This is a genomic window from Streptomyces sp. NBC_00344, assembly GCF_036088315.1.
Lineage (GTDB): Bacteria > Actinomycetota > Actinomycetes > Streptomycetales > Streptomycetaceae > Streptomyces.
In genome coordinates this window covers 764,128-790,430 of record NZ_CP107996.1, presented here as the reverse complement: position 1 = coordinate 790,430, position 26,303 = coordinate 764,128, and the positions used below count along the sequence as shown (strand labels likewise).

Genomic DNA, 26,303 nt, shown 5'->3' with positions numbered 1-26,303 from the left:
CGACCTAGGATCAGTCTCCTCATGACTGCAACCCTCGTCGCCAAGAATCTCGCCGCCGGCCACGGCGACCGCTCGCTCTTCGCCGGCCTCGACCTCGTGGTCGCGCCCGGGGACGTGATCGGGCTCGTCGGTGTCAACGGCGCCGGCAAGTCCACACTCCTTCGCCTGCTCGCCGGTCTGGACACCCCCGAGGACGGCGAACTGAGGCTGTCGCCGCCCACCGCCACCGTCGGCCACCTCCCGCAGGAACCGGAACGGCGGGAGGGCGAGACGGTACGGGATTTCCTGGCCCGGCGTACCGGCGTCTCCGCAGCCCAGACGGCCATGGACGAGGCCACCCAGGGGCTCGTCGACGGGGCCCCGGGCGCCGACGACGCGTATGCCACCACGCTGGAGCGATGGCTGGACCTGGGTGGCGCCGACCTCGATGAGCGGGCCGATGAGGTGGCAGCGTCCCTCGGCCTGGCCGTCGGTCTCGACCAGCCGATGACCTCGCTTTCGGGCGGCCAGGCGGCGAGAGCGGGTCTCGCCTCGCTGCTGCTCTCGCGCTATGACGTCTTCCTGCTCGACGAGCCGACGAACGATCTCGACCTGGATGGCCTGGAGCGGCTGGAGCGTTTCGTCGCCGGCCTGCGAGCCGGCACGGTCGTCATCAGCCACGACCGGGAATTCCTGACCCGCACGGTCACCAAGGTGCTGGAGCTGGACCTGGCGCAGCAGCGGATCACGCTGTACGGAGGCGGCTACACGGGATATCTGGAGGAGCGCGAGATCGCCCGCCGGCATGCCCGTGAGGAGTTCGACGAGTACGCCGACAAGAGGTCCGCGCTGGAGGGCCGCGCCCAGATGCAGCGCGGCTGGATGGACAAGGGCGTCAAGAACGCCCGCCGCAAGGCGACCGACAACGACAAGATCGGCCGTAAGTTCCGCAGCGAGGCGAGCGAGAAGCAGGCGGCGAAGGCCCGGCAGACCCAGCGCATGATCGAACGCCTCGACACGGTGGAGGAGCCCCGCAAGGAGTGGGAGCTCCGTATGGAGATCGCCGCGGCTCCCCGTGCGGGCGCGGTGGTGGCCACCTTGCGCGACGCGACCGTCAGCCGCGGTGATTTCACCTTCGGCCCGGCGCATCTGCAGATCGACTGGGCGGACCGGGTCGCCATCACCGGAGCCAACGGGGCGGGCAAGTCCACACTGCTCGGTGCTCTTCTCGGCCGTATCCCGCTCGACACCGGCCATGCTGCCCTCGGGCCCGGCGTGGTGGTCGGCGAGGTCGACCAGGCGCGTGGCCTCTTCCACGGCACGGAGACCTTGCTGGCCGCGTTCTGCGCGGCGGTCCCCGAGACCGAACCCGCGGAGGTCAGGACGCTGCTGGCGAAGTTCGGCCTGAAGGCCGCCCACGTGCTTCGCCCGGCGACGACGCTCTCACCCGGCGAGCGCACCCGTGCGGCCCTCGCCCTCCTCCAGGGCAGGGGCGTCAATCTGCTGGTTCTGGACGAGCCGACGAACCATCTGGACCTGGCGGCCATCGAGCAGCTGGAGTCCGCGATGGACAGCTACGAGGGCACCCTGCTGCTCGTCACCCACGATCGGCGGATGCTGGACGCGGTCCGCACCACGCGGCGTATCGAGGTGGCGGACGGCAAGGTGACCGAACTCTGACCTGATGGCGGTGCCGGGCTGCCGGGTGACAGCGGCGCCCCCGGGAGCCATCGCTACGGAGGGGGCGTCGCCCCGCCGTCACCCGCGAGGGTGGGGCGGGCACGGTGTCACCAGGCCTTGGGGGCCGGTGGGGGGACCACTGCCGGACGATCGTCGCAGGTGATGGTGTTGGGGAGCTCCCACGGGGCGAGCCAGGGCCCGGTCGTGCCGCCGCCATCGTTCCCGCCGAGGTCGGTGAGCGAGAACTCGGAGCCGGCCGGCGTGAAGTGGAACGACCCGCAGTTGTTGACCCCGACCGCTCCGACATTGCGGGCATCGACGTTCTCGAAGGTGGCGGATCCGGCCGTCCGGCCGCTGACCACCGAAGTGCCCGTGCCGTCGACCGTGATGTCCTTGAAACGGACACCGGTGACCGAGTAGAGATCCCGCACCGGGAAATCGCTGACCAGCATGATCGCGTTGTAGGTGTTGTCCAGGAAGTTGTCCCCGGTCACCTGGATGTCCGCGGCGATGTTCTTCTCGAGGGCGTAGAACCAGATGGCACCGAGGCCGATGTTCCAGTTCAGTTCGTAGGTGCCCGCGCGGACCGTGGTGTTGTCGGTGATCCGCAGGCGGCCGGTGAACGCCTGCGAGCCGAATCGGGAGCCCACCTGGATTGCGCTGCCCTCGCGGACCGGATCGGCGATGAGATTTCCGGAGACGGTGTTGTCGGTGCCTCCGTAGAGAGCGATGCCGTTGGCGAGCACCGGAGTCTGCACGGTGTTGTTCTCGATCGTGTTGTCCGCGTCCTCGGTCTTCTCCGACCACAGGGCGATGGCGTCGTCGCCCGAGTTGCGGACGAGGTTGTCGGAAATGAGTGAACCGCTCACGCCGGTATGGAAGTTGATGCCGTCAGCGATCTGGTCGGCAATCACGTTGCCGGTGATCCTCAGATTCTTCATGGGGCCGTCGAACCACATGCCGACCTTGGTGTGCTGGATGTACAGGCCGTCGATGGTGGAGTCGCTGAGCGAGCCGCCGATGCCGTTCACCTGGTCGGTGTCGATGCGCTCACGCACGTCCCCCTGAATCGCGAAGCCGGACAGGTGGACCTGCGAACTGCCTCCCGCGGCAGCGTCCTTGCCGTAGAAGCCGACGCCCGAGTGGACCGATCCGTCGGGTGCCGGGGTGCTGAGAGAGACCTGGTGGCCCTTGATGACCGTGTACCAGTTTCCCGCTCCCTCGATGGACACATGGTCGACGACGATGTGGCGGTTCACCTGAAAGGTTCCCGGCGGGATGTACACCCTGAGGTGCTTGCGCTTCGCGAAGCCGATCGCCCTGTCGAACGCGCCGGCCGAGTCGCGCCTGCCGGTCGGGTCGGCCCCGAAGGCCAGCACATTCGCGGCCGCGGCATCGATGTGCGGGCGCCCCACGAGCTGTGCGTCGAGCAGGTCGACGGTCGTCGTCGCGGCGCCGGCGGGGACCGTCAGGCGCACCTTGTCACCCGCACGGTACGTACGGCCCAGCAGCAGCCGCTGCTCGTCGTAGAAGTGGTTCGGGCGCAGCGGCTTGGCGAACGCCGGTGCGGGAGTGGTGTTCCGCGGGACGCAGCCGCATTCGGTGACCCAGTAGTCGGGATGCAGCAGATCCGCGCCAGGATCGTTGGAGAACGGATACTGGTTGTAGAGCCAGGCGTACTTCGACGTCAGTGTCATGGCCTTCTTGGCCTTGCCGTTCACCGTGACGTCGAGTGGCGACGTGATCCCGCCGCCGGATACCGCGTCCGGAATGCTGTAGCGCACACTGATCGCATCGGCCGGGTCCGCCAGCGTGAACTCGACGTACTGGCCCGGCACCAGGGTGACCGCCGAACGGCCGGATGCCTCCGCCGGGAGGCTGTAGGCGTCCCGGCCGGGCCCGATGACCGTCCCATTCGTCGCGGCGCTCTCCGCCTCCTGTTCCTCGAAGCCGGTGCGGGCACCCCGTCCCGCCACCAGCGCGGGGTCGAGGGCGGCGCGGGTCACGACCGGGCCCGTGGCGGCTTGCACAGCCGTGCCGGCCAGGGCGGTGCTGCCGAGTGCCGCGCTCAGCCCCATGGTGGCGGCGGCTACCGCCGCGACCGCGGCGGCGGATCTTCGCGGCGGTCTGCCGGACCGCTTCGCCACAACTCCGGTGATGTTCGGGAACATCGGAACTCGTTTCTCTTGGGAGGACGAACCCCGGAGACGTTCGATGTGGGGCCGACGCCACAAGGGTGAGCCGACAGTAGGAGCGCGCACCCTCTTCTCACAAGGTGCATGCGAAGTATTTTCGTGTCGCTGACGTACAACTGCATTTTAATGTCGTGTTTTTGCACGAGTGGAGGCGGCGCACCGTGATGAGGCGGCACACAAACGGGTGCGGCGGCCGACAGAACCTGCCTGTCGGCCGCCGCACCCGGTGAAGCGGTGTCAGCCGCGCCTGCCCCCGCCCGGCTTCGGGTCGGTCAGACCGGCCCGCCGGAGGGCGTCCGCCATCGCGCTGTTCGCGGGAGCCGGAGCGGAGGACTGCCGTCCGCCACCTCCGCCGCCGCGCTGGGCACGGCCGCCGCCCTGCCGCGGCTGCGGAGGTCTGCCGCCCTGACCGCGCTCCCGCCGCTCTCCGGCGGCCGGCTTCGCCGCAGCCTCGTCGTCCAGGCGCAGGGTCAGCGAGATCCGCTTCCGCGGGATGTCGACGTCCATCACCTTCACCTTGACGATGTCACCCGGCTTCACCACGTCCCGCGGATCCTTGACGAAGGTCCTGGACAGCGCGGAGACATGTACGAGGCCGTCCTGGTGCACGCCGATGTCGACGAACGCCCCGAAGGCCGCGACATTGGTGACGACACCTTCCAGGACCATCCCGGGTGTCAGGTCGCCGAGCTTCTCCACGCCTTCCTTGAAGGTGGCTGTCCTGAACGCGGGCCGCGGGTCGCGCCCCGGCTTCTCCAGCTCCCGCAGAATGTCGGTGACCGTGGGCAGACCGAAGGTCTCGTTCACGAAATCGGCCGGATCCAGCGACCGCACCAGCACCGCATTGCCGACCAGTGAGCCTGCGCCCGCGGTCTTCGCCATCGCCCGCACCACGGGATACGCCTCGGGGTGCACGCTGGATGCGTCCAGCGGGTCTTCGCCGTCCCTGATCCGCAGGAAGCCCGCGCACTGTTCGTACGCCTTCGGCCCCAGCCGTGCCACATCCTTGAGCGCCTTGCGGGACCGGAAGGGGCCGTTGGCGTCCCGGTGCGCCACGATGTTCTCGGCGAGCCCCGAACCGATGCCGGAAACTCGCGAAAGCAGCGGCGCTGACGCGGTGTTGACGTCCACCCCCACGCCGTTCACGCAGTCCTCGACGACCGCGTCGAGCGAACGGGACAGCTTCACCTCGGAGAGGTCGTGCTGATACTGGCCGACCCCGATCGACTTGGGGTCGATCTTGACCAGCTCGGCGAGAGGATCCTGCAGCCGGCGGGCGATCGATACCGCCCCGCGCAGCGTGACATCCATGTCCGGCAGTTCCTGGGAGGCGAAGGCGGACGCCGAGTACACCGAGGCACCCGCCTCCGAAACCATCACCTTCGTCAGCTTCAGCTCGGGGTGTGCGGCACACAGCTCACCGGCGAGCTTGTCGGTCTCCCGGGACGCGGTGCCGTTGCCGATGGCGATCAGATCGACCGCGTGCTCCTTCGCCAGCCGTGCCAGCTTGGCGAGCGACTCGTCCCAGCGGTTCGCCGGGACGTGCGGATGGATCACATCGGTCGCCACGACCTTGCCGGTCGCGTCGACGACAGCGACCTTGACCCCGGTGCGGAATCCCGGGTCCAGCCCGAGAGTGGCCCGCGTCCCTGCCGGCGCGGCGAGCAGCAGATCGCGCAGATTCGACGCGAAGACCCTGACGGCCTCGTCCTCGGCGGCGGTGCGCAGCCGCAGCCGCAGATCGATGCCCAGATGGACCAGGATCCTGGTCCGCCACGACCAGCGGACCGTCTCCGCCAGCCAGGTGTCGCCAGGTCTGCCGCGGTCGGTCACCCCGAAGCGCCGGGCGATCATGCCCTCGTACACCGACGGGCCGGGGGCTTCCGAAGGCTCCTCGGGCTCCATGACGAGCTCGAGGACGTCCTCCTTCTCGCCCCGCAGCATGGCGAGCACCCGGTGGGAGGGCAGCGCGCTGAACGGCTCGCCGAAGTCGAAGTAGTCGGCGAACTTGGCGCCCGCCTCCTCCTTGCCGCGCCGCACCTTCGACGTGAGCCGCCCGCGTGACCACATCCGCTCGCGCAGCTCACCGGTGAGGTCGGCGTCCTCACCGAAGCGCTCGGCGAGAATGGAACGCGCACCCTCCAGGGCGGCGGCAGGGTCAGCCACCCCTTTCTCCGGGTCGACGAACCCCGCGGCGGCCGACAGCGGCTCCGCCGAAGGGTCGGACAGCAGACCGTTGGCAAGGGGCTCGAGGCCTGCCTCGCGGGCGATCTGAGCCTTGGTCCGACGCTTCGGCTTGAACGGCAGATAGATGTCCTCGAGCCGCGCCTTGGTCTCGGCGGCCCGGATCTGCGCCTCCAGAGGGGCGTCCAGCTTGCCCTGTTCCCGTACGGACTCCAGAACCGCGGCCCGCCGGTCCTCAAGCTCTCGCAGATAGCGCAGCCGTTCCTCGATGGTGCGCAGCTGCGCATCGTCGAGCATCTCGGTCGCTTCCTTGCGGTAACGCGCGACGAACGGGACGGTGGAGCCGCCGTCGAGCAGCTCCACGGCGGCCTTCACCTGCCGTTCCCGGACGCCGAGTTCCTCGGCAATCCTGCCTTCGATGGAAGCTGGGGTGGTCGTCGTGGTCACGATCCGGTACCGCCTTCTCGCTGAGCTTGAACCAGCATTGTGGCAGGCGGCACGGACAGTCGGCGGATCACACCCCGTGGCCCCTCGCGGAACTCGAGGCTCCGCCGAAGAGCCGGGCGACCGCCCGGAACGGCAGGGTGACGACGGTGGCGATCGCGCCACCGATCTGACGCAGTACATCTGCTATGGCGCTCAGCACACAAGCTCCCTTCCTCGCTTCCGGATTCGCAACGGGCTCCATGCCCGGCGCAACCCCTTACGCAGGTCGCCTTGCCGCACCGGGCGCTCGCAAACACGCGGAGCGTTCCGAGTGCGGTCAGCCGCTCAGATCTCCCGGGAACGCGCCTGCGCTCGCGGCCGTGACGAGGAAGCCCCGGCCCAGTTCGGTGAGCCGCTCCACACCCTCCGCGCCCAGGTGCTCGTACGGCGCGCTGTCGAGGCGGTCGGTGTCCGCCTCGACATCCTGGCGCAGCTGGGCCCCGGCTTCCGTCAGACCGCTCTCGGCGTCCAGCAGCCCCCGCCCGCGCAGCCGTTCCGCCGCGGCGTCCCAGTCCGTCCTGCGCCAGCCCCGGGTGGCGAGGATCCACCGCGGCGCCATCCCCTTGCCGGTCGCCGTGTGGCTGACCAGTGCCTCCAGCGGATCGAGCCCGGCGGCGAGGAGCACCGCCAGATGGCCGTCGCCCCGGTGCTCACGGAGCAGGGTCGCGGCGTGCCAGAAGGCCAGGTGCGGCTGCTCGGGCACTGGGAGATCGGCATGCGCGGCGTACAGCGGCCGGGCGTGCCGTGAGCAGGCCTCCGCCGCGCGCAGCGCCAGTCGGGCCGCTTCCGCCATCTCGTCGGAGGCGACTGCGTCGTCGCCGAGCAGCCTGCGCAGGGTGGCATCGACCGCCCGCAGCCGTGCGTCGAGCACGGTCTGCGGTGAGGCCGTCTCCCATACGGCGGGGAGGTGCCGGGCGATCAGCTCGGGGTTGAAGTTGTAGAAGGTGGCGGCGACGGTGCCGGGCCCCACAGCCCCCATCGCAGCTCCCCGCCCGGCGAAGTAGGCGGCCTGCGGATCGTCGATTCCCACCCCGGCGAGCTGCTGCGTGAAGTCGGGGGAGAAGTACAACGTGGAGTGCAGGGGATTGACGGAGTTGTGGCAGCGGCGGCCGGCGCGCGGCTGGAGGGAGGTCATGGCCACATGTTACCGACTGGTCGGTACGCATGGGAAGGCCGGTGTTGATGGCAGGAAAGGTGGGTTGTTCGTCATTGCGGCCATGAGTGGCATCGTCAAGGATGACCGTTATGACCCAGCGATCCGTGCTGGTCGTCCTCTTCGACGATCTGCAGAGCCTCGACGTCAGCGGCCCAGTGGAGGTCTTCTCCGGAGCCGGCCGCCTCCGCGGGGACACCTACCGGATCCGCACCGCGTCACTCGACGGCGCCCCCGTGCGCACGTCCAGCGGGCTCACCCTTGTGCCCGACTGCGCCCTGGCCGACGCCGTGACGCCGCACACCTTGCTCGTGCCCGGCGGCCCCGGGACCCGTCGTCCCGATCCCCTGCTGATCGAGTGGCTGCGCCTGTACGCACCGCCGGCAACGCGCATCGTCTCGGTGTGCACCGGGGCGTTGCTGCTCGCCGCGGCGGGGCTGCTGGACGGCCGGCGGGCCACCACCCACTGGTCGGTCTGCGGCCACATGGCCAGGACGTTTCCGGCCGTGCACGTCGACCCGGACCCGATCTTCGTGAGGGACGGGAAGTTCGCCACGTCGGCCGGGGTCACCGCAGGGATAGATCTGGCGCTGGCGCTGGTCGAGGAGGACTGCGGCAGGGACACCGCGCTGGCCGTCGCCCGGCATCTCGTGGTCTTCCTCAGACGTCCCGGGAACCAGGCCCAGTTCAGTGCCCAGCTCGCCGCACAGACCGCCCGCCGTGAGCCGCTGCGAACGATCCAGCAGTGGATCACCGAGCACCCGGGAGACGACCTGTCGGTGGAATCGCTGGCCGGCCGGGCCCGCCTCTCACCCCGTCACTTCGCCCGTGCGTTCCGGTCGGAGACCGGGACGACCCCGGGCCGCTACGTGGAACAGGTGCGCCTGGAGCACGCCAGACGCCTCCTGGAGGACACCACCGGCGGAATCGAGGAGATCTCCCGCGCCTGCGGCTACGGCACCCCGGAGGCGATGCGCCGGGCCTTCGTGAAGTCACTCGCCACCGCGCCGGCGGAATACCGCCGCCGCTTCCGTTCGGGCACTCCGCCCACCGACCGGCACGCCGCTATCTGAAAGGCAGCCCATGCAGACAGCCATCGTCCTCTTCGACCGGTTCACCGCACTGGACGCGGTAGGCCCCTACGAGATGCTCTGCCGGATCCCCGGCGCCGAGACGGTATTCGTCGCGGAGCGGCCCGGCCCGGTGCGCAACGACAGCGGCAGTCTCGCCCTCGTCGCGGACCGGGCGCTCGGCGACGTGAGACACCCCGACATCGTGGTGGTGCCCGGCGGACCGGGCCAGTCGGCCCAGATGACCAACGCGACGCTGCTCGACTGGCTGCGGACGGCCGACTCCACCAGCGTCTGGACGACCTCCGTCTGCACCGGCTCGCTGTTGCTCGCGGCGGCGGGCCTGCTCACCGGCCGCCGGGCGACATCGCACTGGCTGGCACTCGGCGAACTCGCGGAATTCGGCGCCGAGCCGACCGGTGAACGAGTTGTCACCGACGGGAAGTTCATCACCGCTGCCGGGGTTTCCTCGGGCATCGACATGGGTCTCGCCCTGGTGGGCTTGGTCGCGGGCGACGAACACGCGCAGGCCGTACAGCTGGCCACCGAGTACGACCCCCAGCCCCCCTACGACGCGGGGTCGCCGCTGAAGGCGCCGGCCGCGCTGGTGGAGAAACTCCGCGCCCGGAGCCGGTTCATCCTGGAGTAGTCCCCGGGGCGGGTGGCGCGGGGCTCCAGGTGAAGCGGGGCTCACGGCGCTCAAGGAAAGCGGCGACACCCTCGGCCCTGTCGCCGGCCGCGCCGGCCTGCTGCGACCAGTACGCGTCGCGGTCCACGCGGCCCTGGGCGAACTCCTTGGCAGCCGCCTGAGTCAGTTGCGAGCGTGAGACGAGCACCCGGCTGAACTCCGCCACCCGCTTGCCGAGCCCGCTCGCGGGCAGCACCTCGTCGACGAGGCCGGTGCGCAGTGCCCGGTCCGAGCCGATCAACTCGGCGGAGAACAGCAGGTATTTGGCGGTGGCTGGACCCACCAGGGCGACCAGTCTGCGGGTGGAGGGTGACGGATAGACGATGCCGAGTCTGGCGGGTGTCACCCCGAAGGACGCGCCCTCATCGGCGAACCGGAAATCGCACGCGGCGGCCAGCTGGCAGCCGCCTCCCACGCAGTAACCGCGCACGGCGGCCAGTGTGGGCTTCGCGAACGCGGCGAGAGCTTCCTCGGCGCGCACCGCGAGAGCCTGGGCGTTCTCGGCGGTCTCGTGCAGGGCCGAGATGTCCGCGCCCGCGCAGAAGGTGTTGCCCGCGCCGGTCAGCACCAGCACGCGCACGGCCGGATCGGCCGCCAGCCGGTCGAGGAGCGGGGGAAGGGCACTCCACATCCCGGCCGTCATGGCGTTGCGTTTGGCGGGGTTGTCGATGACGACGGTGGCGGCTCCGTCGGCGACGGTGTGCTGCAGCTGCGGCTCCATGCGCCGGATGCTATCCGGGCCTGCGGTACCCGGATCGTCCGGTACCCGGCCCGGGAAGCGCGCAAGGTGAATACAAAGACGTAACTGGGAGATCAGAAACAATCGGGAATTTTAATTGTTTGGCCTCATTCGATCGGATTGCGTCGATAGGCGCTGACTTCTGTTCAGCTGCTCGGTACGGACCGGTGCATTCCCAACACTCTTCGTGTGGCGACAATCGAGCGCGAGGGTGGGAGCCGGGATATGGACGGCCGCGGGAGCAACAGCCCGCCAGACCCGGAACCCGCCCGCCCCCTGCCGTACGAAGGTGTCTGGCGTTTCACCGCTCCCTCGGTCGACGCCTCCGTACCGCAGGCCAGGCACGCGGTACGTGATCTGCTGAGGCGCCAGCAGGTGCCGGTCGACGACGACTTGGTCCAGGGCCTGCTGCTGATCGTTTCTGAACTGGTGACCAACGCTGTGCGGCACGCCGCTCTGCTGTCACCCGAGGTGGCCGTGGAGGTGGCGGTGGGGGCCGCGTGGATCCGGGTGTCCGTCGAGGACAATCATCCCTACCGGCCGAAGGCCCTGGAGGCCGATCACGGTCAGACCGGCGGCCGTGGACTCATGCTGGTCCGTGAGACCGCCGCCGAGGCGGGTGGAACCTGCGGGGTGGAGCAGACCGCGAGCGGCGGCAAGGTCATCTGGGCCGCGCTGCCGCTCGCTCCCGCTTTCACCAGCCGCCGTGCGGCCCCGTCAGCTCTTTGATCGCGGGGCGCGCCGCATCGAGCACCGTCATGAACCAGGAGGAGAACGGCGCAGATGAGTGACGTTCCGCCAGCTCGGCCGCTGTGACGAAGGCCGTGTCGTCGACCTCCCCGGCATCGGGACGCAGCGGCGACCGCACCAGACCGACGAAGAGATGGTTGAACTCCTGCTCCACCAGGCCCGAGTCCGGGTCGGGGTGGTTGTAGCGGACCGTGCCGGCCTCGGCGAGCAGCGTGGGGGAGACGCCCAGTTCCTCATAAGTGCGACGGGCCGAGGCCGCGAACGGGGACTCGCCCGGGTAGGGGTGCCCGCAGCAGGTGTTGGACCACACTCCCGGAGAGTGGTATTTGCCGAGTGCCCGACGCTGGATCAGCAGTCGTCCCGACTCGTCGAAGAGGAACACCGAGAAGGCCCGGTGCAGCTGACCAGGGGCCTGATGGGCGGAGAGTTTCTCCGCCGTCCCGATGGTCGTGCCGCTCTCATCGACCAGTTCGAGCAAGATCGCTTCTGCTGCGCCGTTCGACATAACCATCCTTCGTATCGGGCGTCACCGGCTCCTCAGTCTGCCGTACAAAAGCGGCTTGTCCGCACTTCGGAGCGCGGGACGTGTCGGTGCCCCGGCACACTGAGTGCTGGGGGCACCGACCGGAATATCAGAATTCTCCGACCGCCGCGGCCCTGGCCCGGGTGATCGGGGCGCGGTGTATCCGGCGTAACGGTATTCCCCGTGGTGTTCCCGCCGCACGGCGAGCTCCTCAAGGGCACCCGGGACCACGGTTTCAGGGCGGAACCTCGGCCGCAGGCCCGGCGGTGAGCGCGCCGCGGTACCCCTCCCGATCGCTCCCGGGCTGCTTGTGCCCACCGGCACCGGTGCCCGGCGGCCGTCGCGGCCGCCCCGCTCCCGGACACAGCGCGCCGCGGAGACACTGTCTCCCGGAACGCGGGCACCAGGGCGCGGTCGGCGCCGGCGGAACCGTCGACCGGACGAGATCGAATGAACCATCCGGATAGGGGGTTCCGTAGGCCGGCGTTGACGGTACGGATCGGGTCCCGGAGTTCGTGGGAGGCGGCATGCCGTTCCGGCGGCAGCCCGTTCACCGGTCAGTGGCAGAGTTTCGCTTCGTGTTCCGCGTGGCCGCCCGGCTCCAGCTGGAAGGTGCAGTGCTCGACGTCGAAGTGATGGCCGAGACAGCCCTGCAGGTCGTGGAGCATCTTCTCGTGCCCCACCGAGTCGAGCACATCGGGACTGACCACCACATGCGCGGAAAGTACCGGCAACCCTGAGGTGATCGTCCAGGCATGCAGGTCGTGGACGTCCGCCACCCCGGGAAGCGCCAGGATATGGGCCCGCACCTCGCCCATGTCGATGTCCTTCGGCGCAGCTTCGAGCAGCACGTTGAGAGTCTCGCGCAGAAGCTTGACCGTTCGCGGAACGATCATGAGTCCGATCACCAGCGAGGCGATGGGGTCGGCCGTCTGCCATCCGGTGGTGAGGATGAGTGCGGCCGAGATCAGTACGGCGACCGAGCCGAGCGCGTCCGCGAGCACCTCCAGATAGGCGCCACGGACGTTGATGCTGTCCTTCTGCCCGTGGACGAGGACGGAGAGCGAGATCATGTTGGCGACCAGGCCGACGAGACCGAAGGCGATGGTGAGCCCGCCCGCCGTGTCGGCCGGCGTGATGAACCGCTGGATTGCCTCGTACAGCACGTACCCGCCGACACCGAGCAACAGCAGACAGTTGGCCAGTGCGGCCAGAATCTCGGCCCTGGCGAAACCGAAGGTGCGGTTTCCCGTCGCCGGACGATTGGCGAAGTGAATGGCGAGCAGCGCCATCGCGAGCCCGAGTCCGTCCGTCGCCATGTGCGCTGCGTCCGCGATCAGCGCGAGTGAGTCGGCGAGCAGACCGCCGACGATCTCCACGACCATCACGGTCAGGGTGATGCAGAGCGCGATCCGCAGCCGCACACGGTGGGCTGCCGCCGCGGTACCCGTCGGGGGCGGCCCACCGTGCGTATGTCCGTGATCGTGCCCAGCCCCCATGAAGGCCGCCTCCCGGGTCGCGAGCGTGGTCTGTCGGTAAGCCAGCTAACTACGCGGCGGGGGCACTGGGCAACACGAGAGTGAACACCGTTGTCAGCTGCTCTGACCTGCGCAAATGAGTGCAGGTCAGAGCGGTGCCGAAGCTCAGTGCCGGCCTGCCCCGGGGTGTCGCAGGCACCAGCCCTCCCAGGCCGACTCGACCATCTCGCGCACTCCGCGCTTCGCTTCCCAGCCGAGCTCGCCGCTGATCAGCGCGGCGGAGGCCACGGCCTTCGCCGCATCCCCCGGCCGCCGGGGCTCGACCACGGGTGACAGCGGCAGCCCGGAGACCTCGCCCACCAGATCTGCCAGCTCACGTACCGACACGCCCTCGCCGCGACCGATGTTGACCGTGAGATCGCCGGGGCTGTCCGAGCCCGCGACCTTCCGGGCCATCGTGAGATGGGCGTCGGCGAGATCGGCGACATGGATGTAGTCGCGGATGCAGGTGCCGTCCGGGGTGGCGTAGTCGTCGCCGAAGATCCGGGGATCCTCGCCACGCGTCAGCCGGTCGAAGAACATCGGTATGACGTTGTACACGCCGATGTCCGCCAGCTCGGGGGCGCCCGCGCCCGCCACGTTGAAGTAGCGCAGACAGGCGGTCGACAGCCCGTGAGCCCTGCCGGTGGCCCGCACCAGCCACTCACCGGCGAGTTTCGTCTCGCCGTAGGGGTTGATGGGCAGACACGGGGTCGCTTCGGTGATGAGTTCCACGTCGGGTACGCCGTAGACGGCGGCCGACGAGGAGAACAGGAAGTTCCGCACCCCGGCGGCGACCACGGCCTCCAGCAGCACCGTCAGCCCGTGCACGTTGTCCCGGTAGTAGCGCAGCGGCTGCTCGACGGACTCCCCGACCTGCTTCTGTCCCGCGAGATGCACCACACCGCTGATCTCGTGCCGGGCAAGGGTCTCGTCGAGCAGCCCGCGGTCCAGGACCGAGCCGCGGACCAGCGGCATGCCTTCGGGCAGGCGCTCGACGACACCGCTGGAGAGATCGTCGAGGACGACGACCCGCTCACCGGCGTCCGTCATTGCCCGCGCCACATGCGCCCCGATGTACCCCGCACCACCTGTGATCAGCCACGTCATATCGGCCACCCTATTAGAGGACCGTGGGGACGGCGGGCCCGCGTTTGTCGGGCGAGGCATGGATCGATCATGATGATCGAGGCAGATTGCGCACAGCCGGGTCCCGCGTAGGCGGGACGTAAACGGCCCGTGAACTCCTGCTTCCATCCATCCGATAGCCTCTGCCGACATGCCGCCCGCCCCTGCCGGGGACGGGCCGTCTCCGCGTGTGCCACGCCAGCTCCAAGGAGTGAGTTCGTCTGTCGACCGCCATCCTCACCGGTGCGCCGGTACCCGGATCGTCGCTCGAGGGCGATCTGCGGTCGCTGGGTTTTGACGTATGCACCGCAGCCGAGGCCGAAGAGACCGCCAAGCTGCTCATAGCGGCCCCCGCCGACGAGCGCGTCGCGGTCGTGGACACCCGCTTCGTCGGCCACCTCCACTCGCTGCGGCTCGCGCTGACCGACCCCCGCTTCGCCGCGGCCGCGGTCCCCGGCGCACTCACCGTCCAGCCGGAGGCACGCCCCGCGCTCAACCGTGCACTGACCGTCGCCGAACCGTCCCCGGACGTTCTCGCCGCGGCGCTGGACAGCCGGGGGACCGCCGTACAGCGGCCCGAGCTCGGCACCCTGGTCGCCGCCGTTCCCTCTGACCCGCAGTCCAGGCACGAGGCCAGGGCCGCCGTCGCCGCTGTCGACGACGAGGCCGTGCGGCTGCGTACGGCGGTGAAGTCCCGCGACGGCTTCTTCACCACGTACTGCATCAGCCCCTACTCGCGGTACATCGCCCGCTGGTGCGCCCGCCGGGGACTGACCCCGAACCAGGTCACCACCGCCTCCCTGCTCACCGCGCTGATCGCGGCCGGCTGTGCGGCGACCGGTACCCGGGCCGGCTATGTCGCCGCCGGTGTGCTGCTGCTCTGCTCCTTCGTCCTGGACTGCACGGACGGCCAGCTCGCCCGGTACTCGCTCCAGTACTCGACGCTCGGTGCCTGGCTGGACGCGACCTTCGACCGGGCCAAGGAGTACGCCTACTACGCCGGCCTCGCGCTGGGCGCGGCCCGGGGCGGAGACGACATCTGGGCGCTCGCTCTCGGCGCGATGGTGCTGCAGACCTGCCGCCACGTCGTGGACTTCTCCTTCAACGAGGCGAACCACGACGCGGCCGCCAACACGAGCCCGACGGCAGCGCTCTCCGACAAGCTCGACAGCGTCGGCTGGACGGTCTGGGTACGCCGCATGATCGTGCTGCCGATCGGCGAGCGCTGGGCGATGATCGCGGTACTGACCGCGGTGACCACCCCGCGGATCGTCTTCTACGCGCTGCTCATAGGCTGCGCGCTCGCCGCCTGCTACACCACGGCAGGCCGGGTGCTGCGCTCCCTGACCCGCCGTGCCACCCGCACCGAACGGGCGGCCGGGGCGCTTGCCGATCTCGCCGACTCGGGCCCGATCGCGCAGATCTTCAGCCGTCTCGTCCGCGGACCGCGCAGCGCCCTGCCGGTGATCGCGTTCGTGGGCGGCGCCGTGGTGGTCGCCACATCGGCCGCCGCGCCCGTCGGCAGCTGGTGGCCGGTTGCCGCCGCTGCCGTGTACGGCGTCCTCGCCGGCGTGGCCGTCTCGCGCCCCCTGAAGGGCTCGCTCGACTGGCTCGTGCCGCCGGTGTTCCGCGCCGCCGAGTACCTGACGGTCCTGGTCCTCGCGGCCCGCTCCGATGTGCAGGGGGCCCTGCCCGCGGCATTCGGACTGGTCTCCGCCGTCGCCTACCATCACTACGACACGGTGTACCGCATCCGCGGCGGCACCGGCGCGCCGCCCCAGTGGCTGGTGCGCACGGTCGGCGGCCACGAGGGCCGGACACTGGTGGTGGCCGTACTCGCCGCCGTTCTGACGGCGCAGCACACCGACAACACCGACTTCACGGTCGCGCTCACGGTGTTCGCCGTGGTCGTGGCGCTTGTGGTGCTCGCGGAAAGCATCCGATTCTGGGTGTCCTCCGGAGCACCCGCTGTACACGACGAAGGAGAACCCGCATGATCGGCCTCGTACTGGCGGCCGGCGCCGGCCGGCGTCTGCGCCCCTACACCGACACGCTCCCGAAGGCCCTGGTCCCGGTGGACGGTGAGCGGACCGTCCTCGACATCGCGCTGGCCAACTTCGCCGAGGTCGGACTCACCGAGGTCGCGGTGGTCGTCGGCTACCGCAAGGAGGCCGTGTACGCGCGCCGCGCCGATCTCGAGGCGAAGTACGGCGTCAAGCTCACCCTGATCGACAACGACAAAGCGGAGGAGTGGAACAACGCCTACTCCCTGTGGTGTGCGCGTGACGTCCTCAAGCAGGGCGTGATCCTCGCCAACGGCGACACCGTGCACCCGGTCTCCGTCGAGAAGACCTTGCTCGCCGTACGAGGCCAGGGCCAGCGGATCATTCTGGCTCTGGACACGGTGAAGCACCTCGCCGACGAGGAGATGAAGGTCATCACGGACGACGCCAGTGCCGTCCGTTCCATCACCAAGCTGATGGACCCGGCCGGGGCCACCGGCGAGTACATCGGGGTCACCCTGATCGAGCCCGATGCCGCCGAGGAGCTGGCGGACGCCCTGAAGGTCACCTTCGAGCGTGACCCCGACCTCTACTACGAGGACGGCTACCAGGAGCTGGTCAACCGTGGTTTCCGCGTCGACGTGGCGCCGATCGGCGATCTGAAGTGGGTCGAGATCGACAACCACGAGGACCTCGCGAAGGGCCGTGAGATCGCGTGCCAGTACTGACGAGGCTCATCCCCTCCCCGGTCGTCGTCGACATCCGCAGCGGCGCGCTGGACGATCTCGCGAGCCTCCTGGCCGACCAGCGGATCTCCGCCTCGGGGAAGCTCGCCTTCGCGGTCAGCGGCGGCTCGGGACAGGCGCTGCGCGAACGGCTCGCCCCGGTGCTGCCGGGCGCCGACTGGTACGCGGTCGCCGACGGCACCATCGACGCGGCGGTCACGCTGGCCGACGGCATCAAGGGCAAGCGCTACGACGCGGTCGTCGGCCTCGGCGGCGGCAGGATCATCGACGTGGCCAAGTACGCGGCGGCCCGGGTCGGGCTTCCGATGGTCGCTGTCGCGACCAACCTCTCGCACGACGGCATCTGCTCGCCGGTGTCCACGCTGGACAACGACAACGGCCGCGGCTCCTACGGCGTCCCCACACCGATCGCCATCGTCATCGACCTCGATGTGATCAGGGACGCACCGGACCGCTTCATCCGCTCCGGCATCGGAGACGCGATCTCCAACATCTCGGCGATCGCCGACTGGGAGCTGTCGCACGAGGTCAACGGCGAGGCGATCGACGGTCTTGCGGCCGCCATGGCCCGTACCGCCGGAGAGGCCGTCCTGCGCCACCCCGGCGGGGTCGGCGACGACGAGTTCCTGATGGTTCTCTCCGAGGGTCTCGTGCTCTCCGGTATCGCGATCTCGATCAGCGGGGACACCCGCCCGTCGTCCGGCGCCTGCCATGAGATCAGTCACGCCTTCGACCTGCTCTTCCCCGAGCGCGCCGGGAGCCACGGCGAGCAGGTCGGTCTGGGAGCCGCCTTCGCGATGCACCTGCGGGGCGCGCCGGAGGAATCCGGACTCTTCGCCGATGTGCTGCGCAGGCACTCCCTTCCCGTACTGCCCGCCGAACTCGGCTTCAGCGTGGACGAGTTCGTCCAGGCCGTCGAGTACGCACCCCAGACCCGCCCGGGACGCTTCACGATCCTGGAGCACCTCAACCTGTCCGCAGACCAGATCAAGGACGCTTACGCCGACTATGCAAAAGCCATCGGTAGCTGAACTCCGCCCGGTCGTTCACCCCCCGGGCGTCAAGGACCGGCGGAGTGGCGAGCACTGGGGAGGCCGCCTCTACATGCGCGAGGTCTCGCTGCGCATCGACCGGCACCTGGTGAACACGCGGGTCACGCCCAACCAGGTCACCTATGTGATGACGGTCGCCGGAGCCCTCGCCGCCCCCGCCCTCCTGGTTCCGGGAATCACCGGCGCCGTACTCGGCGTGGTGATGGTCCAGCTCTATCTGCTCTTCGACTGCGTCGACGGCGAGATCGCCCGCTGGAAGAAGCAGTACTCGATGGCCGGGGTGTATCTGGACCGTGTCGCCGCGTATCTGTGCGACGCCGCGGTGCTGGTCGGCTTCGGCCTGCGCGCCTCCGATCTGTGGGGCTCCGGACGGATCGACTGGCTGTGGGCCTTCCTCGGCACCCTTGCCGCACTCGGTGCCATCCTGATCAAGGCCGAGACCGACCTCGTCGGTGTCGCCCGTCACCAGCAGGGCCTGCCGCCGGTCAAGGAGGCGGCCTCCGAGCCGCGCTCGTCCGGGGTGGCGCTGGCCCGCAGGGCGGCCGCGGCACTGAAGTTCCACCGGCTGGTCCTGGGTATCGAGGCTTCTCTGCTGATCCTGGTCCTGGCGATCCTGGACTCCATCAGGGGCGATCTGTTCTTCTCCCGGCTCGGCGTCGCCGTGCTGGCCGGTATCGCGCTCCTGCAGACGCTGCTCCACCTTGTGTCCATCCTGGCCTCGAGCAGGCTCAAATGACCGCCCCCCTGAAGGTCGGCGCGGTCATCATCACCATGGGCAACCGCCCCGACGAGCTGCGAGCCCTGCTGGACTCGGTCGCCAAGCAGGACGGCGACCCCGTCGAGGTCGTCGTGGTCGGCAACGGAGCCCCGGTACCGGACGTCCCCGCAGGCGTACGCACCGTCGAGTTGCCCGAGAACCTGGGCATCCCCGGTGGCCGCAATGTCGGCATCGAGGCATTCGGCCCGGCCGGCAGCGATGTGGACGTACTGCTCTTCCTCGACGACGACGGGCTGCTGCCCAACACCGACACGGCCGAGCTCTGCCGGCAGGCCTTCGCCGCCGACCCCGAGCTGGGCATCATCAGCTTCCGGATCGCCGACCCGGACACCGGCGTGACCCAGCGCCGCCACGTCCCCCGGCTGCGCGCGTCCGACCCCATGCACTCCTCGCGGGTCACCACGTTCCTCGGCGGCGCCAACGCCGTACGGTCCCGGGTCGTCGCCGAGGTCGGCGCGCTGCCCGGAGAGTTCTTCTACGCCCATGAGGAGACCGACCTGGCCTGGCGGGCGCTCGACGGCGGCTGGATGATCGACTACCGCGCCGACATGGTGCTGTTCCACCCGACGACAGCGCCGTCCCGGCACGCGGTCTACCACCGGATGGTGGCCCGCAACCGCGTCTGGCTGGCACGCCGCAATCTCCCCGCGCTGCTCGTACCCGTCTATCCCGGAGTGTGGATGGTCCTCACACTGCTCCGCCGACCCTCCGGACCTGCGCTGAAGGCCTGGTTCGGCGGGTTCAAGGAGGGCTGGACGACGCCCTGTGGTCCCCGCCGGCCGATGAAATGGCGTACCGTCTGGCGGCTGACCCGACTGGGCCGACCTCCTGTGGTCTGAGAGGCTCGAGTCTGAGAGCATCGGGCGTACTTTTGGGGCCTGGCCACCTGTGCCTGCGCCCGACCCGGCAGCGCATCTTGAACACGGAAGTTTCAACTTGTGAGTGACACAACCCATGACGGTGCGGTCGCGCTGAGCGAGCGCCCGTCTCCCGACGACGGTCTGTCCCCGGCCGAGCTGGCCGGCAAGTACGGCCTGTCGGTGAGCGGTGCCCGGCCCGGCCTCTTCGCTTACGCCAGGCAACTCTGGGGGAGGCGCCATTTCATCCTGGCCTTCTCCCAGGCCAAGCTGATGGCCCAGTACAGCCAGGCCAAGCTCGGCCAGGTGTGGCAGGTGGCGACCCCGCTGCTCAACGCCGCGGTCTACTACTTGATCTTCGGCCTGATCCTGCACTCCGGCAGGGGGATGTCCCATGCCGTCTTCATCCCCTTCCTGGTCACGGGTGTTTTCGTCTTCACCTTCACGCAGAGTTCCGTGATGGCCGGAGTGCGGGCGATCTCGGGGAACCTCGGGCTGGTGAGGGCGCTGCACTTCCCCCGCGCCTCGCTGCCCATCTCGTTCGCGCTCCAGCAGCTCCAGCAACTGCTGTTCTCCATGATCGTCCTGGTGATCGTGGCGATGGCCTTCGGCAGCTATCCCTCGCTCGCCTGGCTGATGGTGATCCCCGCGCTGGCGCTCCAGTTCGTCTTCAACACGGGCCTGGCCCTGGTCATGGCCAGGCTGGGCAGCAAGACCCCGGACCTCGCCCAGCTGATGCCGTTCATCATGCGGACCTGGATGTACTCATCGGGCGTCATGTTCAGCATCACGGTCATGCTGGCCGGCAAGCCGTCCTGGATCGCCAACGTGCTGCAGTACAACCCGGCGGCCGTCTACATGGACCTCGTCCGCTACTCGCTGATCGACGGATACGGACCCGCGAACCTGCCTGCACACGTCTGGTTCGCCGCGCTGTTCTGGGCGGTCTTCATGGGTGCCGTGGGCTTCGTGTACTTCTGGAAGGCTGAAGAGAGGTACGGCCGTGGCTGAGGACAAGAATCTGGCACGCATCCCCACGGTCATCGCCGACCAGGTGCACATCGTGTACCGCGTCAACGCCGGCGGTGGCGCCAAGGGCGGCGCGACGGCGGCGCTGAGCCGGATCGTCGGCAAGGACAAGGGGGCATCACGCGGTGTCCGCAAGGTCCATGCCGTACGCGGGGTGACCTTCACCGCGTACCGCGGGGAGGCCATCGGGCTGATCGGATCCAACGGATCGGGCAAGTCCACCCTGCTGCGGGCCATCGCGGGACTGCTGCCGACCGAGAGCGGCAAGGTCTACACCGACGGTCAGCCCTCGCTGCTCGGAGTCAACGCGGCTCTGATGAACGATCTGACCGGCGAGCGGAACGTCATACTCGGCGGCCTGGCCATGGGCATGTCGCGTGAGGAGATCCGCGAACGCTACCAGGGGATTGTCGACTTCTCCGGCATCAACGAGAAGGGCGACTTCATAACCCTGCCGATGCGGACCTACTCATCGGGCATGGCGGCTAGGCTCCGCTTCTCCATCGCGGCGGCCAAGAACCATGATGTGCTGATGATCGACGAGGCTCTGGCCACCGGCGACCGCAAGTTCCAGATCCGCTCCGAGCAGCGCATCCGGGAGCTCCGCAAGGAGGCGGGCACGGTCTTCCTCGTCAGCCACAGCAACAAGTCGATCAGGGACACCTGCGACCGCGTTCTCTGGCTGGAGAAGGGCGAACTGCTGATGGACGGGCCGACCGAAGAGGTCGTCAAGGCGTACGAGAAGGAGACCGGCAAGTAGCCGATTCGCTTCACGGGCCCCGCCGGAGTTGTCCGGCGGGGCCTGCCGTTGTGCCGGTGGTACGGACCGCCGCAAAGGCGGGCACGGCGAATACCGGCCGCCCTCCCGCTGCTCCGAAAGAGTCAAGTGATCGTCAAGTCCCTCCGGAGTGGGGAAGGTTGGCGACGATTGAATTGTTGTAACAATGCGCGCCGTGCCCCGCCGACAGGCTGGTAGTTGTACAACGTAAGCTGTACCGGTGCTGATTCGCGGGGAGGACGGGGGCGACCCCGCGCCGCCAACGGCGCCACCTTGCTCGAAGGTCCGCGCGGCGTGTCCGAAAAGGGATGTATTGAGTCGGCAGTGTAGAACGGGAGATGTGACGGCAATGGCAACGGACGTGTCCCAGCTCCGAGACGCTTCCGCCGTTCCCGCGCCTGGATATGTGCGGTGACGGGAATCGGGGACGCGGGCACCGATCCTCATGCGCGCACGACGCTCGACAAGGCTGCCGACGAGAACTTTCCGGTGGCCCCGTTCTTCCTGCCGCGCGCCTGGCGTGACGACCTGATGGCCGTGTACGGCTACGCACGCCTCGTCGACGACATCGGTGACGGCGATCTCGCGTCCGCCTCCACCGAAGCCCGGCTGCTGGGCATGGAACCGGAGACGGCCGGTGACCGCCTCGCCATGCTCGACGCCGTCGAGGCCGACCTGCACCGTGTCTTCCCCGGTGCGCGGCCCGGATCGGGCGGGGCGCCGCGCCACCCCATCCTGCGCGCGCTGGAGCCCTCGGTCCGCCGCTGTGCGCTCACGCCCGAGCCGTTCCTGGCCCTGCTCGAGGCCAACCGCCAGGACCAGAAGGTGCGGCGCTACGAGACCTTCGAGGACCTCCTCGCATACTGCGAGCTCTCCGCCAACCCCGTCGGGCGCCTGGTACTCCAGATCACCGGTACCGCGAGCCCCGAGCGGATCCGGCGTTCCGACGCCGTCTGCACCGCCCTGCAGATCGTCGAGCATCTCCAGGACGTCGCCGAGGACCTCGGCCGCGACCGTATTTATCTTCCCGTCCAGGACATGAAGCGGTTCCATGTCTCGGAGGCGGACCTGGCTGCGCCGAGCGCCGGCGCTCCGGTACGCGCACTCGTCGCCCACGAGGCCGGACGTGCCCGGGAACTGCTGAATGAAGGCACCCCCCTGGTGGGTAGCGTCCACGGCAGACTCAAGCTGCTGCTCGCCGGGTTCGTGGCCGGCGGAAGCGCCGCCCTGCGGGCGGTCGCCGCCGCCGGGTTCGACGTACTTCCTGGACCGCCGAAGCCCACCAAGCTCAGCCTGCTGCGCGAGGTGGGAGCCGTCTTGCGAGGAACGCGTAGAGAGGGGTGAGCCGGACCGTGGAAGGACAGACGCCGGTATCCGGGCCCGTAGCGGCCGCATACACCTACTGCGAGGCCGTGACCGGGCAGCAGGCCCGCAATTTCGCGTACGGCATCAGACTGCTGCCCGCCGACAAGCGGCAGGCCATGTCCGCGCTGTACGCGTTCTCGCGACGTGTCGACGACATCGGGGACGGCGAGCTGGCCCCCGATGTCAAGCAGACACGTCTGGAGTCGACTCGTGAACTCCTCGGACGGATCCGCCGGGGATCAGTCGACGAGGACGACACGGACCCGGTCGCGGTGGCACTGTCGGACGCCTCGCGCCGTTTCCCCATCCCGCTCGGCGGCCTCGATGAACTCATCGACGGCGTACTGATGGACGTACGCGGCGAGACCTACGAGACCTGGGACGACCTGGAGGTCTACTGCCGCTGCGTCGCGGGCGCCATCGGACGGCTCTCGCTCGGCATCTTCGGTGAGGGGACCGGCGCGCCCGGAGCCGACCGGGCCTCCGAGTACGCAGACACCCTCGGCCTCGCCCTGCAACTCACCAATATCCTCAGGGATGTCCGTGAGGACGCGAGCAACGGACGCACCTATCTGCCTGCCGAGGACCTGGCGAAGTTCGGCTGCTCCGACGGCTTTCGCAGCGCGACGCCGCCCCCGGGTGCGGACTTCGCCGGGCTGGTGCACTTCGAGGTCCGCCGCGCCAGGTCGCTCTTCGCCGACGGCTACCGGCTGCTGCCCCATCTCGACCGCCGCAGCGGTGCCTGCGTGGCTGCCATGGCGGGTATCTACCGACGTCTTCTCGACCGCATCGAACGCGACCCCGAGGCCGTTCTGCGCGGCCGGGTGTCGCTGCCCAGCAGGGAAAAGGCCTATGTCGCGGTGCGCGGGCTCTCCGGGCTCGACACCAGATCCATCTCCCGCCAGACTGCCCGGCGGCGCGCCTGATGCCTCTCGACGTACCTCGGCTGCCGTCGGCGTCCGGACAGCAGGCAACCTCCCCGGGAGCTGACGCGTCCCTGACTTCAACTGCCTGCCGTCCGTGCCCGGACGGCGGAGCCGCGGAGGAGGGCGTATGAGGGGCGACGGCGTGCGGCCCGCACACGCGGTGGTGGTCGGCGGAGGCCTGGCGGGTGTCACGACGGCGCTGGAACTCACCGACGCGGGGGTGCAGGTGACGCTGCTCGAGGGGCGCCCGCGGCTGGGGGGACTCGCGTTCTCCTTCCGGCGCGGCGAGCTCACCGTCGACAACGGCCAGCATGTCTACCTCCGCTGCTGCACGGCGTACCGCTGGTTCCTCGACCGGGTCGAAGGGGCTGCGCTGGCACCCCTGCAGGACCGGCTCGACGTGCCCGTGCTCGATGTCGCGCCGCCCGGCGGGCCGCGGCTCGGACGGCTGCGCCGCAGCGCGCTGCCCGTACCGCTCCACCTGGCCGCGAGTCTCGCCACCTACCCGCATCTCTCGCTCGCCGAGCGGGCAAGTGTCGGCCGGGCCGCGCTCGCACTCCGCCGGCTCGATCTCACCGACCCGGCCCTGGACGAGGTCGACTTCGCGACCTGGCTCCGACGGCACGGCCAGTCCGACCGCACCATCGAGGCCCTCTGGGACCTGGTGGGTGTGGCGACGCTCAACGCCACCGCGCCCCATGCCTCACTCGGACTCGCGGCGATGGTCTTCAAGACCGGTCTGCTCTCGGATGCCGGCGCCGCCGACATCGGCTGGGCGCAGGTGCCGCTCGGCGACCTCCACGACACACTCGCCCGCAAGGCCCTCGACTCCGCGGGTGTGCGCACCGAACTGCGGACCCGGGCGACAGGCGTCTCCCGTACGGACGACGGCCGCTGGAGAGTCGCGACCGACGGCGAGAACCTCGACGCCGACGCCGTGGTGCTCGCAGTGCCGCAGCGCGAGACACATGCGCTGCTTCCCGAAGGCGCGCTCGAAGAGGCCGGCCGGCTGCTGGAGATCGGCACGTCGCCGATCCTCAACATCCATGTGGTGTACGACCGTCAGGTGCTTCGCAGGCCTTTCTTCGCCGCGCTGGGCAGCCCGGTCCAGTGGGTCTTCGACAGGACCGCGGCCTCGGGCCTCAAGGGCGGCGGACAGTATCTGGCGCTGTCCCAGTCCGCGGCCGACGACGACATCGACGAGCCCGTCTCCGTACTGCGTGCGCGCTATCTCCCGGAGCTCGAGCGGCTGCTGCCGGCCGCGCGCGGCGCCGGTGTGCAGGACTTCTTCGTCACCCGGGAGCGGACCGCCACATTCGCGCCCGCACCCGGTGTAGGACTGTTGCGTCCCGGGGCCCGCACCCGGGCCCCCGGCCTCTATCTGGCCGGCGCTTGGACCGCCACAGGGTGGCCCGCGACCATGGAGGGCGCCGTGCGCAGTGGCTTCAGCGCCGCAGGGGCCGCGCTCTCCGGACTCGGGCGTCCCCACGATCATCCGCTTCAGGAGGCGGCATGAGCATTGCTACTGGAACAAGAGGAGAGCCTGTGACCCCGGCCGCAGACACCGTCGACATTGTCGCGCTTCTGGAGCGCGGACGGACCCTGTCCTCACCGGTGCTGCGTGCTGCCGTTGACCGGCTCGCACCGCCCATGGACACCGTCGCCGCCTACCACTTCGGCTGGATCGACGCCGATGGCCGACCCGCCGACGGCGACGGCGGCAAGGCAGTACGCCCGGCGCTCGCGCTGCTGTCCGCGGAGGCCGCGGGGGCCGCGGCCGAGGTCGGAGTCCCCGGCGCGGTGGCCGTGGAACTCGTGCACAACTTCTCGCTGCTGCACGACGACCTGATGGACGGCGACGAGCAGCGCCGCCACCGCGACACCGTCTGGAAGGTGCACGGGCCCGCCCAGGCGATTCTCGTCGGAGACGCGCTCTTCGCACTCGCCAACGAGATCCTGCTGGAGCTCGGAACCGCGGAGGCCGGGCGCGCGACGCGCAGGCTCACCACCGCGAGCCGGAAACTGATCGACGGTCAGGCCCAGGACATCTCCTACGAGCACCGGGAACGGGTGACGGTGGAGGAGTGCCTGGAGATGGAGGGCAACAAGACCGGTGCGCTGCTCGCCTGCGCGGTGTCCATCGGGGCAGTGCTCGGCGGCGCGGACGACCGGACGGCAGACACGCTCGAGTCGTACGGCTACCACCTCGGGCTCGCCTTCCAGGCCGTCGACGATCTGCTCGGTATCTGGGGAGACCCGGAGGCCACCGGCAAGCAGACCTGGAGTGATCTGCGCCAGCGGAAGAAGTCCCTGCCGGTCGTCGCCGCGCTGGCGGCGGGCGGACGGGCATCCGAGCGACTGGGCGAGCTGCTCGCGGCGGATGCCAAGAGCAATGACTTCGACACCTTCTCCGAGGAGGAGTTCGCGGCGAGGGCGGCACTGATCGAGGAAGCGGGCGGCCGGGAATGGACCTCGGATGAGGCCCGAAGGCAGCACGCCATCGCGATCGAGGCACTTGCCGGGGTCGAGATGCCGGAAAGCGTACGGGCGCAGCTCATCGCGCTCGCGGACTTCGTCGTCGTACGGAAGAGATGATCGCCATCGCCAGATAAATCGCGTCGCCGGCCGGCACCCTTCTGTGCCGGCCGACGGAGACCCCAGCACAGCAGAGGAAGCA

23 protein-coding genes are annotated in these 26,303 nt (G+C 69.5%); 15 read left to right on the top strand and 8 right to left on the bottom strand.

What is annotated here, in order from left to right:
• The first annotated feature begins 21 nt into the window (after positions 1–21).
• Positions 22–1,659 carry an ABC-F family ATP-binding cassette domain-containing protein gene (locus OHS16_RS03670; RefSeq protein WP_328535693.1) on the top strand — a complete coding sequence of 546 codons (1,638 nt, stop codon included), beginning with the start codon at positions 22–24 and terminating at the stop codon, positions 1,657–1,659.
• 107 nt (positions 1,660–1,766) lie between these two features.
• Here the strand turns inward: OHS16_RS03670 and OHS16_RS03665 are convergent, their stop codons facing one another.
• The 4 genes from OHS16_RS03665 to OHS16_RS03650 all read right to left on the bottom strand — a co-directional run bounded on the left by OHS16_RS03665 (position 1,767) and on the right by OHS16_RS03650 (position 7,659).
• Entirely contained in the window at positions 1,767–3,830 is a 2,064-nt protein-coding gene (locus OHS16_RS03665; RefSeq protein ID WP_328535692.1) for a glycosyl hydrolase family 28-related protein, read from the bottom strand.
• A 261-nt stretch (positions 3,831–4,091) separates the two neighbouring features.
• Positions 4,092–6,485: a Tex family protein gene (locus OHS16_RS03660; protein WP_328535691.1), complete on the bottom strand. Its 2,394-nt coding sequence runs from the start codon at positions 6,483–6,485 to the stop codon at positions 4,092–4,094.
• Between the two features lie 67 nt (positions 6,486–6,552).
• On the bottom strand, positions 6,553–6,684 hold the full coding sequence (locus OHS16_RS03655; protein ID WP_328535690.1) for an LPFR motif small protein: 132 nt from the start codon (positions 6,682–6,684) through the stop codon (positions 6,553–6,555).
• A 117-nt stretch (positions 6,685–6,801) separates the two neighbouring features.
• Entirely contained in the window at positions 6,802–7,659 is an 858-nt protein-coding gene (locus OHS16_RS03650; protein ID WP_328535689.1) for an SCO6745 family protein, read from the bottom strand.
• 110 nt (positions 7,660–7,769) lie between these two features.
• Between OHS16_RS03650 and OHS16_RS03645 the strand changes: the two genes are divergently transcribed.
• On the top strand, positions 7,770–8,750 hold the full coding sequence (locus OHS16_RS03645; RefSeq protein WP_328535688.1) for a GlxA family transcriptional regulator: 981 nt from the start codon (positions 7,770–7,772) through the stop codon (positions 8,748–8,750).
• Positions 8,751–8,760: 10 nt separating this feature from the next.
• A complete protein-coding gene (locus OHS16_RS03640; protein ID WP_328535687.1) occupies positions 8,761–9,396 on the top strand; it encodes a DJ-1/PfpI family protein in 636 nt (211 codons plus the stop codon).
• On the opposite strand, the gene OHS16_RS03635 is transcribed toward OHS16_RS03640, so the two are convergent.
• Complete coding sequence (locus OHS16_RS03635) at positions 9,383–10,156, bottom strand: enoyl-CoA hydratase/isomerase family protein (RefSeq protein ID WP_328535686.1); 774 nt, start codon at positions 10,154–10,156, stop codon at positions 9,383–9,385. The genes OHS16_RS03640 and OHS16_RS03635 overlap by 14 nt on opposite strands.
• Before the next feature lie 207 nt (positions 10,157–10,363).
• On the opposite strand from OHS16_RS03635, the gene OHS16_RS03630 reads away from it, so the two are divergent.
• On the top strand, positions 10,364–10,903 hold the full coding sequence (locus tag OHS16_RS03630; protein WP_328535685.1) for an ATP-binding protein: 540 nt from the start codon (positions 10,364–10,366) through the stop codon (positions 10,901–10,903).
• Here OHS16_RS03630 and idi read toward each other — a convergent pair.
• The 3 genes from idi to galE all read right to left on the bottom strand — a co-directional run bounded on the left by idi (position 10,869) and on the right by galE (position 14,074).
• Positions 10,869–11,429, bottom strand: a complete 561-nt coding sequence (gene idi, locus OHS16_RS03625; RefSeq protein WP_328535684.1) for an isopentenyl-diphosphate Delta-isomerase — start codon at positions 11,427–11,429, stop codon at positions 10,869–10,871. The two genes, OHS16_RS03630 and idi, sit on opposite strands and share 35 nt — an antisense overlap.
• Before the next feature lie 575 nt (positions 11,430–12,004).
• Positions 12,005–12,946 carry a cation diffusion facilitator family transporter gene (locus OHS16_RS03620; RefSeq protein WP_328535683.1) on the bottom strand — a complete coding sequence of 314 codons (942 nt, stop codon included), beginning with the start codon at positions 12,944–12,946 and terminating at the stop codon, positions 12,005–12,007.
• A gap of 144 nt (positions 12,947–13,090) precedes the next feature.
• Positions 13,091–14,074 (bottom strand): UDP-glucose 4-epimerase GalE, encoded by a 984-nt coding sequence (galE, locus tag OHS16_RS03615; RefSeq protein ID WP_328535682.1) that lies wholly within the window; start codon positions 14,072–14,074, stop codon positions 13,091–13,093.
• A gap of 239 nt (positions 14,075–14,313) precedes the next feature.
• Here galE and OHS16_RS03610 point away from each other — a divergent pair, with 239 nt between their 5' ends.
• The 11 genes from OHS16_RS03610 to OHS16_RS03560 all read left to right on the top strand — a co-directional run bounded on the left by OHS16_RS03610 (position 14,314) and on the right by OHS16_RS03560 (position 26,221).
• Positions 14,314–16,089: a DUF5941 domain-containing protein gene (locus tag OHS16_RS03610; RefSeq protein ID WP_328540701.1), complete on the top strand. Its 1,776-nt coding sequence runs from the start codon at positions 14,314–14,316 to the stop codon at positions 16,087–16,089.
• Positions 16,086–16,823 carry a phosphocholine cytidylyltransferase family protein gene (locus OHS16_RS03605; protein WP_328535681.1) on the top strand — a complete coding sequence of 246 codons (738 nt, stop codon included), beginning with the start codon at positions 16,086–16,088 and terminating at the stop codon, positions 16,821–16,823. Before OHS16_RS03610 ends, OHS16_RS03605 begins: the two co-directional genes overlap by 4 nt.
• Positions 16,811–17,872, top strand: coding sequence for an iron-containing alcohol dehydrogenase family protein (locus tag OHS16_RS03600; RefSeq protein ID WP_328535680.1), 1,062 nt, complete (start codon positions 16,811–16,813; stop codon positions 17,870–17,872). Before OHS16_RS03605 ends, OHS16_RS03600 begins: the two co-directional genes overlap by 13 nt.
• Positions 17,850–18,629: a CDP-alcohol phosphatidyltransferase family protein gene (locus tag OHS16_RS03595; RefSeq protein ID WP_328535679.1), complete on the top strand. Its 780-nt coding sequence runs from the start codon at positions 17,850–17,852 to the stop codon at positions 18,627–18,629. The genes OHS16_RS03600 and OHS16_RS03595 overlap by 23 nt, the downstream gene beginning before the upstream one ends.
• Positions 18,630–18,637: 8 nt before the next feature.
• Entirely contained in the window at positions 18,638–19,510 is an 873-nt protein-coding gene (locus tag OHS16_RS03590) for a glycosyltransferase family 2 protein (protein WP_328540700.1), read from the top strand.
• 99 nt (positions 19,511–19,609) lie between these two features.
• The gene (locus OHS16_RS03585) at positions 19,610–20,539 is read left to right on the top strand and encodes an ABC transporter permease (RefSeq protein WP_328535678.1); all 930 of its coding nucleotides are present in this window, start codon (positions 19,610–19,612) and stop codon (positions 20,537–20,539) included.
• On the top strand, positions 20,532–21,317 hold the full coding sequence (locus tag OHS16_RS03580; protein WP_328535677.1) for an ABC transporter ATP-binding protein: 786 nt from the start codon (positions 20,532–20,534) through the stop codon (positions 21,315–21,317). Before OHS16_RS03585 ends, OHS16_RS03580 begins: the two co-directional genes overlap by 8 nt.
• 429 nt (positions 21,318–21,746) lie before the next feature.
• Complete coding sequence (gene hpnC, locus OHS16_RS03575) at positions 21,747–22,679, top strand: squalene synthase HpnC (RefSeq protein WP_328535676.1); 933 nt, start codon at positions 21,747–21,749, stop codon at positions 22,677–22,679.
• Entirely contained in the window at positions 22,676–23,626 is a 951-nt protein-coding gene (gene hpnD / locus OHS16_RS03570; protein ID WP_328535675.1) for a presqualene diphosphate synthase HpnD, read from the top strand. Before hpnC ends, hpnD begins: the two co-directional genes overlap by 4 nt.
• Before the next feature lie 127 nt (positions 23,627–23,753).
• Positions 23,754–25,142 carry a hydroxysqualene dehydroxylase HpnE gene (gene hpnE / locus OHS16_RS03565; RefSeq protein ID WP_328535674.1) on the top strand — a complete coding sequence of 463 codons (1,389 nt, stop codon included), beginning with the start codon at positions 23,754–23,756 and terminating at the stop codon, positions 25,140–25,142.
• A complete protein-coding gene (locus OHS16_RS03560) occupies positions 25,139–26,221 on the top strand; it encodes a polyprenyl synthetase family protein (RefSeq protein ID WP_328535673.1) in 1,083 nt (360 codons plus the stop codon). The genes hpnE and OHS16_RS03560 overlap by 4 nt, the downstream gene beginning before the upstream one ends.
• The last annotated feature ends 82 nt before the right edge of the window (positions 26,222–26,303 follow it).